Below are 16141 nucleotides of genomic sequence, written 5' to 3' on the forward strand. Positions count from 1 at the left end.
GTTTCCTAGGTCTCTCCCTCAGTCCGCTACGCGGTCAGCTCCCTCAGAGGGAGCCAGAAAGGGGAGGTCACTTGGCGTCGCGGAAACCGTTCGGGTTCTTGATCTGCCAGTTCAGGGAGGACTTGGCCATATCGTCGATGGTCAGCTCGGCCTTCCAATCCAGCTCGCGGGCGGCCTTGGAAGCGTCAGCGTAGCAGGCGGCGATGTCGCCGGGGCGGCGAGGCTTGATCACGTACGGAATCGCGTGGCCAGCGGCCTTCTCGTAAGCCTTGATGACCTCAAGCACGGAGTATCCGTGGCCGGTACCCAGGTTGTAGGTGAACACACCGGACTTTTCGATGTGATCGATAACGGCCACATGGCCCTTGGCCAGATCGACAACGTGAATGTAGTCGCGCACGCCGGTGCCGTCCGGAGTGTCGTAATCGTCGCCGAAGACCTGTACAGCCTTGAGTTCGCCAATGGCAACCTTGGCCACGTACGGGGTCAGGTTGGCCGGAATGCCCTTCGGATCTTCGCCCAACAGGCCGGACTCGTGAGCGCCAACCGGGTTGAAGTAACGCAGCAGCACGATGGTCCACTCCGGATCAGCCACATGCACATCGCGCAGAATCTGCTCCTGGAACAGCTTGGAGGTGCCGTACGGGTTGGTGGTGCCACCGGTCGGAGTCTCCTCGGTGATCGGCAGTTCCTTCGGGGAACCATACACGGTAGCGGAAGACGAGAAGATGATCTTCTTGACGTTGTGTGCACGCATCACCTTGAGCAGCACCAGCGTGGAGTACAGGTTGTTGTCGTAGTACTCAATCGGCTTGGCCACGGATTCGCCCACAGCCTTGAGACCTGCAAAGTGGATAACCCAGTCGATTGGGTTCTCATCAAAAATCTTGTTCATCAGGGCTTCGTCGCGCACGTCGCCGTCGTAACGCTTGATCTTCTTGCCGGTGATCTGCTCAACGCGGTCAAGGGCGATCGGGGAGGAATTGCCGTAGTTGTCTACGGACACCACGTCGTATCCCTTGTTCAACAGCTCAACGTCAGTGTGGGTGGCAATGAAGCCCGCGCCGCCCGTAACCAGAACAGTGGTCATGTCTTCTCCTTGAAGAATGTGCACTTCTGTTTCTAGAATGTGCACTTTTGTTCTTTCATGTATGAGTTTACTGCATTTGATTGCAAAATCAAGCGCAGTAAGCGGTTCTTGTGTGCTTTTTGTTCACAAAAGAGAACATTGGCTCCCCTCAGAGAGGGGAGCCAATATATCAGATCAGGCGTTGCGCCAGGCGATGCCGCTGCCTTCGAGGTCGAAGGTCTCGCTGCTGCCATCTTCCAGCGTGACCGTGGTAGTCTGCGGCTGGTCGGTGTTGTTGATCACGCAGTACAGACCCTGCTCCGGGAAGTGCGCGACCTCGCACTCCGGGTTCGAGGAGCTCCATGCCGCGTACTTGCCTTCGTTGTGGGAGGCCCAGAAGAGGATGCGCTCCAGAAGACGGGCGTTGGCGGCCGAGTACGGCAGACCGGACACATACACGCCACGGCCTTCGCCGTATTCGTTGACCGCGAGCTGCACCTGGCCGTCGTCGGCCCTGAGCAGCGTCACATCCTCGTTGACCGGGTAGGTGTTGAGCACCGGCTCGCCGAAGTCGATGCCGCCAAGCGGCTCGATGCCCTGACCACCACCGCAGCCGGACAGCGGGATTCGGTAACCGGCCTTCTCCCATGCCTCGCGGGCCTGCGGGTCGACCGGCACGTCGGCGGTGATGAAGTGATCCGGGGTGACGGGCGGGAAGTACTTGTCCACGGACAGGGTCTGGTAGCGCTCCTCGTCCACGCCGAACACGTCGGCCAGCTGGAAGAAGCGGCCGGCCTGGAAGCGAGGCAGCGAGCTCGGCTCGCCCACGCCCACCAGAGCGCCGCCACGGCGCACCCAGGCGCGCAGCGTCTCAGCCAACTTCGGGTCGGCCCACACGTCGCCGCCAGTGAATGCGGTGTCCACCGGGCCACCGGTAACGATCACGTCGATGTCATCGGCCACGCCATGCTCGAGCACGTCATCGAAGCTGATGAAGCGCACGTTCACGCGCATACCGGACAGGGATTCCAGAATGCCGTAGTAGGAATAGGTCTGCTTGTTCGGCAGCGCGTGGGCCACGGTGAACGCCATCCAGGAGCGCATCTTGCCCCAGGAGTTCAGAATGGCCACGTTCAGCTCGCCCTCGGCCGGCTTGCCGTCCGTACGATCGTGGATATCGCGGAACTCATCGGCGATGTGGGTCACGGTATCCACGAACTTCGGGAACTTGGCCGCCAGAGACAGGTATCCGCCGTAGCCCATACGGGAGATCGGAGAGCGCAGGATGGCGCGACGTGCCTTGCGCCAGTTGTCGAGACCTTCGATGCTTGGATCATTGCCCTCGTAGAAGGTGTCCGGGAAGAAGTACGGCAGGAAGCGGCCCTCAGTGTACTTGACGCCCGGAATGTCAGCGATCATACGGGTTGTGGTGCCATCGCCAATGGAACCGACCACGGCATCCAGACCCAGGTCTTCGAAGCCTTCCTTGTATGGCTCAGTGCCGATCCACTGGTCACCAAGGAACATCATCGCTTCCTTGCCCGCGGCATGAGACATATCGGCAAGCTGCTTGACGTTCTTACGCACGAAGCCGGAGAGGAAGTCGATCCAGTCGCGCTGCGCCTTGCGCGGTACACGCCATGCGCTGTTGTAGGCGCCGCCGTCCACGAAGTCCTCCGGACGCAGACGGTAGCCGTATTCCTTCTCGAAGTCATCGAGAGCGGCCGGGCTCACAGTGCAGGCGCAGCCAAACCAATCCACGATCTTCTCGCGATGCTTCGGATCGAACAGCAGGGTGAACTGGTAGAAGAACGTGGTGAAACGCACCACATCCACCTGCGGATTGTCCTTCAACCACTTCTCGAACGTGTCGAACACGAACTTGCGGGTGGCCGGATGATAGATGTCAAATGGAATCTCGTGTTCCTTATCGCCCCAGTCATTGGTCAGGTGGTTGTACATTTCCACCGGATCCCAGATGATGTAGGCCAGGAAGCTCACCGTGTACTCATGCCATGCGGCAACGCCACTCACATGCACGGTGTCCTCGTCCGCGTCAAGCGTCCAGTTCGCCGGATCGACGACCTCGCCGGTGGTGCGGTCTACAACCTCCCAATACTTGTGAGGGTCGGCATCACGATTCGGCTTCAGCTGCTCGGCAAAGAAGCTTTCCATCAGCGGAATATCAACCGTATCCGATTCGGCCAGGATGCGATCGGTCAGCAGATACACCTGCGGGGTTTCATCCATATGCAAGGTGATCCACTCGTTATGCGCGCGAGTCGGGAAATATGCGCTGTAGATCTTCTTGCCCAAGGCAAGCACAGCCTCATCCAGATGCGTGCCATCGGAGTTACGGATGGCATCCGCGCCCCACAGTTCGGCAAGCTCCTTGGTCTTCTCCGCAAAATTCTCCTCGCTAGGCAAGGTGAAGCGGCCGGTGCTAGTCATAGTCTCTCCTTTGAGGACATTGATTATTTTTTTGGATAATTAAATTGTAAACAATATATGCATATAAAACAAGAATCCGGCGCCGCCGTCGGGCGTCCAGGATCCTGACTGCATAAATCCTTGAGAGTAGCCCCACGGCAACGCCGGAAGAGCGAATTGAACATCACCGGAGCTTCCCAGTCGGTTCCACCGACGATCTCATAACAAGAATCAGGAAGACTCCGGGTCAGTATGGTTGCGTGCTACTTATTGTTAAGAAGCCGTCCGGCGCCGGAAGGAGTAGCACGAGGCACCGGACGGCGGGAATGATAGTTCCAAGCCGAGCCCACAGACAGCCCACCGGGCTGTCTGCTTAACGGCTCGCCTTCGGCCGAAGCAAGAACGGACCTCGCTACGCTCGGACTCAATCCGACCTTCGCTCGGCTGCCGCCTCACTCAGGCTGAGCCTACGAACAGTCCACCGGACTGTTCGTTACGGCTCAGCCCTTGACCGCACCAGCGGCGAGGCCGGCCTGCCAGTAGCGCTGGAGACCAAGGAAGAGCACAATCACCGGCAGCACACCGAGCAGAGCACCCATCATCAGAGCACCACGATCAGTGAAGGTTGCCAAGGAAACCATGCCGTACAGACCCAAGGTCACCGGCTTCAAAGTGTCGGAAGAGACCATCATCAACGGCAGCAAGAAGTTGTTCCAAGTGGCCACGAACAGGAACAGGAAGATCGTGACCATTGCCGGAGCCAGAATCCTCAACACAATGGTGAAGAAGATGCGAGCTTCGCTTGCGCCATCGATACGAGCTGCCTCAAGCAGTTCGTTCGGCACCGAGGTCTGCGCATACACACGGCCCAGGAAGAAGCCAAACGGAGAGACGCAGCACGGGATGATGATGGAGAGCATCGTGTTGGTCAGGTGCATGGCGTGGAAGATGGAGTACTGCGGAATGGTCAGCAGAGCGGCCGGCATCAGCATGCAGCCCATAATCACACCAATGGCAAGGTTCTTACCCTTGAAGTTGAACTTTGCGGTAGCGTATCCTGCCATCACGGCCACAAGCGTACCCACCAGAGCGGAAACGCCCGAGTAGATCAGGGAGTTCAGCACCCAGCGCCAGAACTGGCCACGGGTCCAACCGATCAGTGTGCCATAGTTCTTGGCGATGGCGGCAGGCAAATCGCTCAGCCCCACGGCGAACCACAGACCGTTGCTGCCGGTCATCTGGCTCGGCGTCTTGGTCGAGGCGATGATGGCCCAGTAAATCGGGAACAGGAAGTAGATCAGTGCGAAGACCAGAACAACGATGGTGATGGTCTTGACCAGCGCGGAAGGCTGCATGGAACGAGGCAGGTCGTTGGCATGCTTGTCGCGAATCTTGTCAGCCTTCTTACGAGCGCGTGCGGCCGCGCGGGATTCCTTATCAGTAGCTTCTACGGTGCTCATTCTGCGTTCACCTTCCTTTCAACGAGCGTGTAGACCACGGCGAGGACGCCAGCGATCAGTGCCATAACGATGGCCACAGCGGATGCAGGTCCATCACCACCTGGGGTCAGGGTGCCCTGCGAGGTGTTGAGGGCCATCATCATTGGTGTATACGACTTGGAAATACTCGGATCGGAAATCGACATCACCTGAGGCTCGTTGAACAGCTGGATGGTACCGACGATGGAGAGCAGCATGGCAAGCAGAGCAGCTGCGCGCACGTTCGGCAGCTTAATCTTCATGGCGATCTGGAAACCATTAGCGCCATCAATGCGTGCGGCCTCGTACAAATCGTGCGGAATAGCCTGCAGCGCGGCGAGGAAGATCAGCATGTTGTAGCCGGTGAAGGTCCAGGTCGTGATGTTGGCCATAGAGCCAAGGACCACATTGTCGCCGAAGAAGTTCACCTTGATGCCAATGGCGGCAAGACCCTTAACGATAGGGGAAATCTGGCCGTTGTAGAGGTACACCCAGATGATGGATGCAACCACGCCCGGAATGGCGTACGGCAGGAAGTAGCTCAGACGGAATGCAGTGATGTGCTTGACGATGTAGGAATCGATGAGCATTGCCAGAGCAAGTGCTGCGATGATCATGACCGGCACCTGAACCACGGTGTAGAGCACTACCCTGCCCACACCAGCCCAGAAATTGCCGGAAGTAATAACGTATTGGAAGTTCTGAAGTCCGACGAACTTGTTCACCAGTTCGCCACCGCCGTATGCGCCACCGCCCGTGGTGACCTGGCGGAAGAAGCTGGAATAAATAGCCCAAATGATAGGCAGAATGAATACCAGAGCGAACAGGATGCCAAACGGTGCCATGAAGGCCCAGCCAGTACGATTCTCACGCTTCACAGCGTCAGAAGCCTTTGGCTTAGCGGCACGCCTGGCGACCCCCGTCTTCGCCGTTTTTGTTGTTGCAGTCATAGGGAAACCTGTCTTTCAAAAGAACAGTGAGAAATAGAAAGTACGTAATAAAGTTCGGATCGATACAGTCAGATCAAACACAATTAATGACGAACCGAACTCAAGTAAAAGGAAAGGCCGGAGTGTTGAGCTCCGGCCTTTCGATGTGTGGTTGAGGATATCAGCGGCTGGAAGGAACCCTAGCCGTTAATGTCACTCGGAAACAGACAGGCCGAGGTTCTTCAGCGTATCCACAGAGGTGGTCTGTGCGTCGGAGAAGATGTCTGCAACCTTGCCGGAGCCATCGGTGGCCTTGGCTGCGGTTTCGTTCATCTTGGCGGCGACTGCGGAGAAGCCAGGCATGTAGGTGAAGTCACCCATGTTGTTGTTAGCGTCCTTGAATTCCTTCATGATGTCCTGGCCGCCGAAGAAGGTGGACCACTCGGAAGGAGTCTCAGCATCTTCAGTGGTAGCAGCCGGCACGAGGCCCTGGGAAACCAGATCCGGAACCTGGGTGTTGAACCAATCCAGGAACTCCATTGCTTCCTTCGGGTGTTTGGAGTTCTTCAGCACGGCCACAGCGGAACCACCGTCAGGACCGGTCTTGCCAGCGTTGCCGAACCAGTCACCGAGCTGAGCGACCTGCCATTCGCCGGAGCCAGTGCCACCGGAGGAGGTCATGAACAGCGGGGCTTCCCAAGCGGCGGCCACAGTACCGATCAGCTGGCCATCCTTGATGGAAGCATCGAAGGACGGATCCCAACGCGGGTTGGTGGTAACTGCCTTGGCGTCGAGCAGCTGCTGGTAGAAGTCAGCGGTTGCCTTGGAGCCATCAGTCTCGGTGTTGACGACCCAGGAGTCACCCTTCACCTTGTACCAGCCACCGGAGGCGCCAGCCAGACCGGAGATCATGTTGCCGGCCTCATCAGGCTGGTAGGACATGATGTACTTGCCAGCGGCGGCAGCGGTCTTAGCAGCGGCGATGAACTCATCGGCGGTCTGCGGGACCTCGGTGATGCCAAGCTTCTCGAACTCAGCCTTGTTGTAGAAGTAAACCAGCGGGCCGGTGTCCTGCGGCAGGCCGTAAGCCTTGCCATCAACCTGAACCAGGCTGTACGGACCGGATGCGAAGTCATTCTTGTACTGCTCGGCGTACTCAGTCACGTCCTGCAGCAGGCCCTTGGTGAAGACCTCAGGCAGCTCGGCGTAACCGACCTGAGCCAGATCCGGAGCCTCGCCGGACTTGACGTCGGTCTCAAGCTTCTTGATCATTTCAGAGGCCTTGCCATCGAACTTGGTGGCCTTGACCTGAATATCCGGGTGCTGCTTATTCCACTTGGCAACGATGTCGTTGACCAGAGTCATGCCCTCGGAATCCGGCAGACGGTGCATGTAGGTGATGGTGACCTTACCGCCGTCGCTGCTGGAATCACCAGTGTTAGCAGTGTCGCTGCCGCAACCGGCAAGGCCCATACCCATAGCTGCTACTGCAGCCAGAGCTGCTACCAGGCGCTTGTTGTGCGATACCATATCTCTACTCCTTCGTTATATGGTCTCATCACTTCCCTGTGACGAACAATAGCTAATTTATGCCTTCAAAAGAAAATTGTCAACTTTGCTAACAATTTCCGCGCGCCCCCCGCAAAAACGTTGAGTTCAAACGGTTCGAGACACATAAGGTCAGTTAACTTAGCCGACTTCCCTTCGCATAAATGTTATATTCGCTTGGTTTGTGTGACCGGTTACAGACTATCACGGAAAATCCTGCTTTCAACAACGGCATGTATCTAGATTATGAAGAAGGTGTGAAGACACTTATGCGTGTGTACTCGCCATCACAGTGGACGAGTGAATACACGCATGTGGATACGACCTCAACAGCTACCGTTTTCGGAGACCATCCTCGAACGACTTGTGCATATACCCATGCGGATACGGCCTGTCATTTCAGTGAACATGAGAAAACACCTATGCGGCCATAGTTTGTCATCACAGCGAACATGTGCAGACATGCATGAGCGTTTGCTCGCGTGCGTGCTGTACACACGAACAAAAACGGTCGTTTTGTGTTATCACCGGCCCATATCTCCCCTCATCGCTAAATTCCCCTCCACTCAGCGCAACTTATTCGGGGAATAAGGCCACTCACCCCGAATTTCTTGCACTGAGAACCCGTCAGCACAAGAAATTCAGGAGAACAGGCTTCATTACCTGAAATCTTTGCACTGAGACGAACTCAGTACAAGAAATTCGGGAGACTAGGCCTCACTGCCCGAAATCTTTGCACTAAGACGAACTCTGTACGTGGGGTATAGGAATTCCAAGAAAAGAAAAAGGGCTAGGCGCGTCGCCTAGCCCTTGAAGGGCGGACAGAGCGAGATTCGAACTCGCGGAGGGTTGCCCCTCAACGGTTTTCAAGACCGTCTCTTTAGACCGCTCAGACATCTGTCCTTTGTGCGCATTTCCGAGCAACCCCGAAGCGCACGATGTTCAATTATACATACGGTAGGGAGAACCTACCGACGCCGCTGCAACAATATCCGTTACGGCTTCGCCGGCTTCTCTCCCTCCGACTCTTCGAGCCGCCTCCATCGTCAGAGGGAGGCAATAGCGATTGAGAACAAAGCTGGCGAAATCAGGCCTCCCACTTGACGAACAGTCCGGTGGAGTATTCGTAGCAGCGCCCAGCGATAGCGTCGCGCGCGTCGCAGGGCAACAGCAGGCCTGAGAATCAGGCCTCCCACTTGGTCGGCTCGATGACTTCCTTGCCGCCCATGTACGGACGCATGGCCTTCGGAATCTCGATGGAGCCATCCTTCTGCTGGTGGTTCTCGAGAATGGCGACCAGCCAACGGGTGGTGGCCAGCGTGCCGTTCAGCGTGGAGACCGGGCGAGTGTTGCCGTCTTCCATGCGCTCACGGATGTTCAGACGACGAGCCTGGTACTCGGTGCAGTTGGAGGTGGAGGTCAGCTCGCGGTAACGACCCTGGGTCGGCACCCAAGCCTCGCAGTCGAACTTACGGGCAGCGGAGGAGCCGAGATCGCCGGCAGCGGTATCGATGATGCGGTACGGCACCTCGACCTTGGCAAGCATCTCCTGTTCCATAGCCAACAGGTGCTCATGCTCCTTGTAGGAGTCCTCCTGCTTGGCATAGACGAACATTTCCACCTTATCGAACTGGTGGACGCGGATGATGCCGGAGGTGTCCTTACCTGCGGCACCGGCCTCGCGGCGGTAGCAGGAGCTCCAGCCGCAGTAGCGCAGCGGACCGTTGCCGAGGTCAAGGATCTCGTTCTCGTGCATACCGGCCAGAGCCACTTCGGAAGTACCGACCAGGTACTGGTCATCGGGCTCGCGCAGACGGTAAATCTCGTCGGCATGGGAGTTCAGGAAGCCGGTGCCGCGCATGACCTCAGGACGTACCAGCGTCGGAGTGATGGCCAGCACGAAGCCGTGTTCCTCGGCCTGATCCACAGCCATAGTCAGCATGGCAATCTGCATGCGGGCTACAGCGCCACGCAGGAAGTAGAAACGGGAACCGCCCACCTTCACGCCACGGCGCATATCGATGCCAGCCACCTCGGTGCCGAGGGTCAGGTGATCCTTCGGCTCGAAGCCTTCTGCAGCGAAGTCACGAATCTGGCCAACCTTCTTGACCACCACGTAATCGTCCTCACCGCCTTCCGGAGCTTCCGGCTCCACGATGTTGGAGAGCTTCCACATGGCGGTGGTGTATTCCTCGGCTGCGGAATCGGCCTTGGACTTGTACTCGGCAACCTTCTGGGAAAGTTCCTTGGTTTCAGCGATCAGCTTGGCCTTTTCGTCGGCCGGGGCTGCGGCAACCTTCTTGCCGATTTCCTTCTGCTGGGCGCGGGCCTCTTCGAAAGCCTTCAGTGCTTCACGGCGTGCGGTATCGGAGGAGAGCACTTCATCGACGAGTTCAACGGACTCGCCGCGCTTGCGCTGGGATTCCTTGACGATATCAGTGTGTTCACGGATGAATTGAATATCAAGCATGCGCCTAACACTACCGCCGTAAGCCGACACGCGATAGGTTGTTCATTCTATCAATCTCACTAATTGCGCAAGTGCAGGAATGGTTTTGAACAGCGCGCACACTAGCCCTGTGCGCAAATTGTTCACGTTCCCGCAACCTTCGGCGTTTGTTCCTTGAGTGCCACTACAAATAGGAGTCATGCCTCAGTCCACGCTTACAGTGCTTATCATCATCGCCGCGGTGCTGCTTCTTGCGGTGTTTATTGCAGCTATCGTCTTGGGTATTCGCGCCGCACGCCGCCGCAAGCTCGCTGAAACACTGGAAAAGCGTAGGGACGATGAGGTGCAGTACGCCTTTATTATCAACCCTTCCAAGCCTCAGGCCGCCACTCAGCGTCTGCATATTCAGGAGTTCTGCCGCTCTAAAGGATTGAATCGTATTCGTTTCTATGACACGCAGCTCGACAAAGACGGGCGCGCCTGCGCATTGGAAGCACTCGAGGATGGTGCCGACGTAGTGATTGCGGTCGGCGGCGACGGTACGGTGCGCACGGTGGCGAGCGCGGTTTCCGGCACCGGCCATGCGCTGGGCATTATTCCTATCGGCACCGGTAATTTGTTCGCCCGCAATATGGGCATTCCTGTGGATGATATCGATGCGGCACTGACCGTGGCCACCTCCCACGGTTCTCGTTTGGTGGATATGGGCCGTCTCCGCTTGCTCGATCATCCTGAAGACGATCACGGCCACGCGTTCCTTATTATCGCCGGTATCGGCTTCGATGCCGCCATGATTGATGACACCGATCCAGCATTGAAAGCCAACATCAGCTGGCTTGCTTACTTTGTGGGCGGCATCAAGAATCTGTTTGCACCAAAGTTCCGCGGCAATTTGACCATTACCAGTTCCGATGGTTCCACTCATTCCATCAAGAACCTTGATTTTCGTACGATTATGGCCGGCAATTGCGGTCAGATCCCCGTATTCTCGCTGATGCCCGCCGCCTCATACGATGATGGCATCCTTGATTTTGAAATCATCGACACCACCGGTGGCATTCTGGGCTGGGCGAACCTGTTCGGCGATGTGGTACACCAGACCATCACCGGCAAACCGGAGCAGAACCCGCTCTCCACCAACTCCACGGTAGAGCAGGTGCAGGGTATTACCGCGGAAATCACCTTGGAGAAACCAGCCAAGGCTCAAGTGGATGGCGATATGCTGCCGGAAACCAAGCACATTCGTTTCTCAGTGGACCAGCGAGCGCTCATCGTGCGCGTACCGGATACCTCCACGCTGAAGACTGCTCAGGTTGCAGCAGCGAATGCCACATCTGATTTCGCGGAGACGACGAGCATTCTGGAGCCAGTGAAATAGGGCTACTGCTGAGCGTCAGCGGTGACCCGGGCTACGTGCATAGCTAAGTAGGCTACTTCGTCTTCGCTTACATCCGCGTCCAAACGCAATTCCAGCAATCTGCCAATCGTTGAAGCACAGCGCAACGCCTCAGGGTAAGCATCGCGAATTGCCTTCACGATGGGTGCCGGCTCATCCACGAGCTGCTTGTTCTGATGAATACGGATGAACAAATAGCGCAGATGAGTAATAAAGCGCCCCACATTCACCGACTCACGGTCGAGCTTCAGCCCGTATGTATGCTCGATGATGTCCAACATCTGCTGAATCACACCGGTCATTGTGTATGTGTAGGTCAAGTCTCCAGTGGCAAACCCTGCGTTCACCAGATGCATGGCCAGCGATGTTTCCTCACCGGCCGGCAACGGTTCCGCAAGCTTGTCATTAATGGCATTGAGCAGCGCACATCCCTGCTCGTATTCCTTGGGATAGAGGTTGCTGATCTCCCCCACCAGAGGATATTCAACGGTAATACCACACTTTTGCCTCGCGATAGCACCAGCGATATGGTCAGACAGCGCCATCACCAGCGTGGTGCTGCCTACCTCACGCTCCCCTAATCCGATCTGCTTCATAGAGTCCACCACAATACGAATAATCTCCGGATCAATATCCGAAAGCATCTGTGCCAGATGATCAGGGTCTCGACCATCCGCAGGTACAAAGGTGCGCACAATCTTCGATTCGTCCACCGACTGCCCTGGCTTGGCCTGAAAGCCCAAGCCTCGGCCAGTAAGAATCACTTCACCGCCATTGCCGTCTTTGGCAAGCACGACGTTATTGTTGAACACTCTCAGTATTTCCATGACGCACCTCCCCTCACTGACTATCACAATATGTCTTGTCGATTATTCGATTGCTGCGCTTGATGCTCTGCGCTAGCGTTCTACATCGATAATAGGTTCTCCGGCAGTCACCTTCCTCGACTCCCCTTGCTGCGCCTCAGCAGTTACAAGCAATGGCATTACCGAAGTCATCGCCATCGTATTGACTACAGTCATCACAACTACTGGATTATGGCCGGCGCGCACGATAGCAGCAAAATCCACTTGCAGCAGCACATCGCCGGCAGCAACGCAATCCCCTTTACCAACCTGCAGAACGAATCCTTCTCCTCCCATGTCCACGGTATCAAGTCCGATATGCACCAGTACCTCAACGCCATCGTCGGTTTTAATGCCGAACGCATGACCGGTTTTAGCCACAGTTTTTACCGTGCCGCTTACCGGCGCATACACTGCTTCAGCACCCGCTGAATCATCAGGCATAATGCCCACGCCTTCGCCTAGTGCTTTAGACGCGAACACCGGGTCGCCAATCGAATCCAAATCAACTACAGAGCCCGCGATAGGAGCAAACAGTGCATTGGGAGAATCCGCATGCCACAGCGGATACGAGGAATCAGCAGCTTTTGGTTGCGCGGCAACGCTTTGCGGCATACGGTAATCGAACAGTACTGTCAGCAACATGGCCACAGCGAATGCGATGGCGATGGACAATGCATACACCCATGCTCGATTGAACACAGGAATGGTTAGCAGCGAAGAGAACGCGAATGCCGTGGTTGTGACTCCGTGGATCACTTGGCCGGACGGCAGCACAGAGGGGAACAGCCAGCTCAGCAGCGCACTGGAGAGACCTCCAGCCGCACACCCGGCGAGCAGCCAGCGGTAGGTGCGGCGATGCTGCAAATGAATGCCGTACAAGCTCAGCTCGGAAACACCGCCCAAGAGCCCAGCCAACAATGCACTCAGCGAAGTCTGACGCATCGCAGGGTCGCGCTCTCGAATAGCAAGTACGAGCACGCCTGCTGTAACACCGAAACAGGCGAAATTCCACACACCCATCGGCCCTTGCACAAAGTCATAACCCAGCGTCTGAATATTCATCAGCATCAAGGCGTTAAGCGGCCAATGCAAACCGAGCGGCACCAGGAACGGGTAGAGCATAGGAATCAGGAGCGCGAATAGGAACGGCACATGCGCGTTCAGCCAAGCAGTGCCCGCACCCAACTCACTGCCAAGCCATACGCCCAGAGGTCCTACGAACAGCACCGAGAACACATAAACCACCACAAGCGAACAGAACGGCACAAATACCAATTGCACACTGTTCGCAATCACGCGTTTTAATCCGTGGTAGACCAAGCCCAGCAGAGCAACCATCAGCAACGGCACGAACACGCTGCCGCTGTAGTCATTGATGGGAATGACCATGCCGAACGCACTGATGCCGCCGCTCAATCCCGCAATCTGCGGTGCCATCAATGCAGACATGATTGCGCCGCCAAGCCACGAATCAACATTGAGTTTTCGTGCTGCGTTCGTGGCAATCATGATGGGCAGCATCACAAACATGACTTCCCAAATGGCTTTGAGGGCGCGCCAACCATCTGTGGCATTGCCATCCGGGGTCAGGCCAAGCGCCACGGCCACATTGGCGAGCGCGATGATTATCGATGCACCCAACAGCACGCCAAGCAACGGACGGAATGAGTCGGAGACATAGTCCAAAATGGCGCTGGCCCAAGCGCGGATAGTGCGCGGCAATGGCATGTGAAATATGGAGGATTGTGAAGGCTCTTGGCTGGTTGCATCGGAAGCTGCGGCAGTAGCGGGACCAGCGAAGTGTTCGGTTTCTTGGGATGTTCTTGGTATTTCGGACGCACGGGATGCAACCGATTTCATTGCACTCATCATGCGCTCGTAAACGGAAGCAACCGCGCCACCAATGATGATCTGATAGCGGCCACCTGCGCGCGGGAAGGCTCCCAATACTCCCGGAATGGCTTCGATTTGCTTCAAGCTGACCTTGTTCTCATCATCAAGGGTGACGTGCAGTCGGGTTGCGCAGTGGGTAAGTTCGTGAATATTGGCTGAACCACCGAGAGCGTCAAGAATCTGCTCGGCCATTGCTTCTGAGGCGTGCACCATTCGCTCCCTTCGTCTCCGTTTCCGCCATTGTCTCGCATCACATCCAACTTTGTCCATCCAGCTGCGGCGCACCCCTAAATCGCAAACGATTGCAGAAATCGATCGTCTTTCGGAGTGTCGCGGGCAGAAAAGTCGTATTGTATTTTTCACACGTTGCGTAGCAGGGTTGTTACTTGGAAACGAGGCAAGACCTGGAGCGATGTGGAATTTGCATATCCATATGCGGCTTTGCTGTATTGGATGCGCACGTTCCACATTGTTCCAGGTCTTTTTTGTTTTCGGTGGCACAACGAGGTACTGCCTGCACGCGGCACATGGAGCACGACGAACGCGCTCCGTCAACGGCGATGAAAGGAACGACAGCAATGACGACGGCAAACACCACAGCCGCACCAACGAACGTGGCAGCGGATGCCACCGAGGCGCTCGAAAACAGTGCCAGCGCAATGGCAAACATGGCGACCAACACCATTGAGACCATCGAAGCGGCGGAATCTCGCGGATTCTCCTCCCGATTCCCGCTCAATAGCTCATTCATCTTCACGTTCGGCGCCCTTGGCGGTATGCTGTTCGGCTTCGATACCGGCATCATCTCTGGCGCTTCCCCGCTGATCGAATCCGACTTCGGCTTGAGCGTCTCCCAGACCGGCTTCATCACTTCCTCCGTGCTCATCGGCTCCTGCGCCGGCGCTTTGTCCATCGGCGCACTGTCCGACAAGTTCGGCCGTAAGAAGCTGCTCATCGTTTCCGCCATCCTGTTCCTGATTGGTTCAAGCATGTGCGCCACCGCCACTGGCTTCCTGATGATGGTCGCCGCCCGCATCATTCTGGGCCTCGCCGTGGGTGCCGCCTCCGCCCTGACCCCGGCTTACCTGGCTGAGCTTGCGCCGAAGGAGCGCCGCGGCTCGCTTTCCACGCTGTTCCAGTTGATGATCACGTTCGGCATTTTGCTGGCGTATGCTTCCAACCTCGGCTTCCTGGGTCACAATCTGCTCGGCGCCCGCGACTGGCGCTGGATGCTCGGCTCTGCACTGGTGCCGGCCGCACTACTGCTGATCGGCGGTATTCTACTGCCGGAATCCCCGCGTTACTTGGTGAACAAGGGCGACGAACGCAACGCATTCAAGGTGTTGACCCTGATTCGTAAGGATGTCGATCAGGCTCAAGTGCAGCTGGAACTCGATGAGATCAAGGCCGTTGCCGCTCAGGACACCAAGGGTGGCGTGCGCGAACTGTTCCGCATCGCCCGCCCGGCGCTGATTGCCGCCATTGGCATCATGCTCTTCCAACAGCTCGTTGGCATCAACTCCGTGATTTACTTCCTGCCGCAGGTGTTCATCAAGGGCTTTGGCTTCCCTGAAGCAGACGCCATCTGGGTTTCCGTGGGTATCGGCGTGGTGAACTTCGTCTCCACCATCGTGGCCACCATGATCATGGACAAGTTCCCGCGCAAGGGCATGCTGATCTTCGGTTCCATCGTGATGACCGTCTCTCTGGCTATTCTCGCTGTGATGAACTTCGTGGGCGACGTTGCTGTGCTCGCCGTGCCGACCATGATTCTCATCGCCTTCTATATCCTTGGCTTCGCCATCTCCTGGGGTCCGATCGCCTGGGTGCTAATCGGTGAGATTTTCCCGCTGTCCGTGCGCGGCATTGGCTCCTCCTTCGGCTCCGCCGCCAACTGGCTGGGCAACTTCATCGTCTCCCAGTTCTTCCTCGTGCTGCTGGATGCCTTCGGCAACAACGTGGGTGGCCCGTTCGCCATCTTCGGTGTGTTCGCAGCCCTGTCCATTCCGTTCGTGCTGCGCTTCGTGCCTGAGACCAAGGGCAAGTCGCTGGAGGAGATTGAGAAGGAGATCGCTCACCGCTGATCGCAGCTAGATTCCTC

At 56.8% G+C, this 16141-nt stretch carries 10 protein-coding genes and 1 tRNA gene; 2 read left to right on the forward strand and 9 right to left on the reverse strand.

Annotated elements, in window-relative coordinates; all coding sequences use genetic code 11:
- Nucleotides 1-67: 67 nt before the first annotated feature.
- The 7 genes from galE to serS form a co-directional block, all read right to left on the reverse strand.
- Entirely contained in the window at nt 68-1090 is a 1023-nt protein-coding gene (gene galE, locus BISA_RS01860) for a UDP-glucose 4-epimerase GalE (RefSeq protein WP_033889877.1), read from the reverse strand.
- 174 nt (nt 1091-1264) lie between these two features.
- Nucleotides 1265-3520 carry a 1,3-beta-galactosyl-N-acetylhexosamine phosphorylase gene (gene gnpA, locus BISA_RS01865; protein WP_033889879.1) on the reverse strand — a complete coding sequence of 752 codons (2256 nt, stop codon included), beginning with the start codon at nt 3518-3520 and terminating at the stop codon, nt 1265-1267.
- Nucleotides 3521-3999: 479 nt separating this feature from the next.
- Nucleotides 4000-4959, reverse strand: coding sequence for a carbohydrate ABC transporter permease (locus BISA_RS01870; RefSeq protein ID WP_033889880.1), 960 nt, complete (start codon nt 4957-4959; stop codon nt 4000-4002).
- Entirely contained in the window at nt 4956-5927 is a 972-nt protein-coding gene (locus tag BISA_RS01875) for a carbohydrate ABC transporter permease (protein WP_033889881.1), read from the reverse strand. The genes BISA_RS01870 and BISA_RS01875 overlap by 4 nt, the downstream gene beginning before the upstream one ends.
- 192 nt (nt 5928-6119) lie before the next feature.
- Nucleotides 6120-7436, reverse strand: coding sequence for an ABC transporter substrate-binding protein (locus BISA_RS01880; protein WP_033889882.1), 1317 nt, complete (start codon nt 7434-7436; stop codon nt 6120-6122).
- An 836-nt stretch (nt 7437-8272) separates the two neighbouring features.
- A tRNA-Ser gene (locus BISA_RS01885) sits at nt 8273-8357 on the reverse strand.
- Between the two features lie 280 nt (nt 8358-8637).
- Entirely contained in the window at nt 8638-9924 is a 1287-nt protein-coding gene (gene serS / locus BISA_RS01890) for a serine--tRNA ligase (protein ID WP_033889884.1), read from the reverse strand.
- A gap of 178 nt (nt 9925-10102) precedes the next feature.
- Between serS and BISA_RS01895 the strand changes: the two genes are divergently transcribed.
- Nucleotides 10103-11281 carry a diacylglycerol kinase family protein gene (locus BISA_RS01895; protein WP_033889885.1) on the forward strand — a complete coding sequence of 393 codons (1179 nt, stop codon included), beginning with the start codon at nt 10103-10105 and terminating at the stop codon, nt 11279-11281.
- A 2-nt stretch (nt 11282-11283) separates the two neighbouring features.
- Here BISA_RS01895 and BISA_RS01900 read toward each other — a convergent pair whose 3' ends face one another.
- Both BISA_RS01900 and BISA_RS01905 read right to left on the reverse strand, forming a co-directional pair.
- A complete protein-coding gene (locus BISA_RS01900; RefSeq protein WP_033889886.1) occupies nt 11284-12126 on the reverse strand; it encodes a PRD domain-containing protein in 843 nt (280 codons plus the stop codon).
- A 72-nt stretch (nt 12127-12198) separates the two neighbouring features.
- Entirely contained in the window at nt 12199-14253 is a 2055-nt protein-coding gene (locus tag BISA_RS01905; RefSeq protein WP_033889888.1) for a glucose PTS transporter subunit IIA, read from the reverse strand.
- A gap of 347 nt (nt 14254-14600) precedes the next feature.
- On the opposite strand from BISA_RS01905, the gene BISA_RS01910 reads away from it, so the two are divergent.
- On the forward strand, nt 14601-16124 hold the full coding sequence (locus tag BISA_RS01910) for a sugar porter family MFS transporter (protein WP_033889963.1): 1524 nt from the start codon (nt 14601-14603) through the stop codon (nt 16122-16124).
- The last annotated feature ends 17 nt before the right edge of the window (nt 16125-16141 follow it).

It is taken from the genome of Bifidobacterium saguini DSM 23967 (assembly GCF_000741715.1).
Taxonomy (GTDB): Bacteria; Actinomycetota; Actinomycetes; order Actinomycetales; family Bifidobacteriaceae; genus Bifidobacterium; species Bifidobacterium saguini.

What these genes read in the sequence shown, in the direction of transcription:
- gnpA (WP_033889879.1), bottom strand. Translation starts at nt 3,520, where the DNA reads ATGACTAGCACCGGCCGCTTCACCTTGCCTAGCGAGGAGAATTTTGCG.
- BISA_RS01880 (WP_033889882.1), bottom strand. Translation starts at nt 7,436, where the DNA reads ATGGTATCGCACAACAAGCGCCTGGTAGCAGCTCTGGCTGCAGTAGCA.
- BISA_RS01910 (WP_033889963.1), top strand. Translation starts at nt 14,601, where the DNA reads ATGAAAGGAACGACAGCAATGACGACGGCAAACACCACAGCCGCACCA.
- BISA_RS01875 (WP_033889881.1), bottom strand. Translation starts at nt 5,927, where the DNA reads ATGACTGCAACAACAAAAACGGCGAAGACGGGGGTCGCCAGGCGTGCC.
- galE (WP_033889877.1), bottom strand. Translation starts at nt 1,090, where the DNA reads ATGACCACTGTTCTGGTTACGGGCGGCGCGGGCTTCATTGCCACCCAC.
- BISA_RS01895 (WP_033889885.1), top strand. Translation starts at nt 10,103, where the DNA reads ATGCCTCAGTCCACGCTTACAGTGCTTATCATCATCGCCGCGGTGCTG.
- BISA_RS01900 (WP_033889886.1), bottom strand. Translation starts at nt 12,126, where the DNA reads ATGGAAATACTGAGAGTGTTCAACAATAACGTCGTGCTTGCCAAAGAC.
- BISA_RS01905 (WP_033889888.1), bottom strand. Translation starts at nt 14,253, where the DNA reads ATGGTGCACGCCTCAGAAGCAATGGCCGAGCAGATTCTTGACGCTCTC.
- BISA_RS01870 (WP_033889880.1), bottom strand. Translation starts at nt 4,959, where the DNA reads ATGAGCACCGTAGAAGCTACTGATAAGGAATCCCGCGCGGCCGCACGC.
- serS (WP_033889884.1), bottom strand. Translation starts at nt 9,924, where the DNA reads ATGCTTGATATTCAATTCATCCGTGAACACACTGATATCGTCAAGGAA.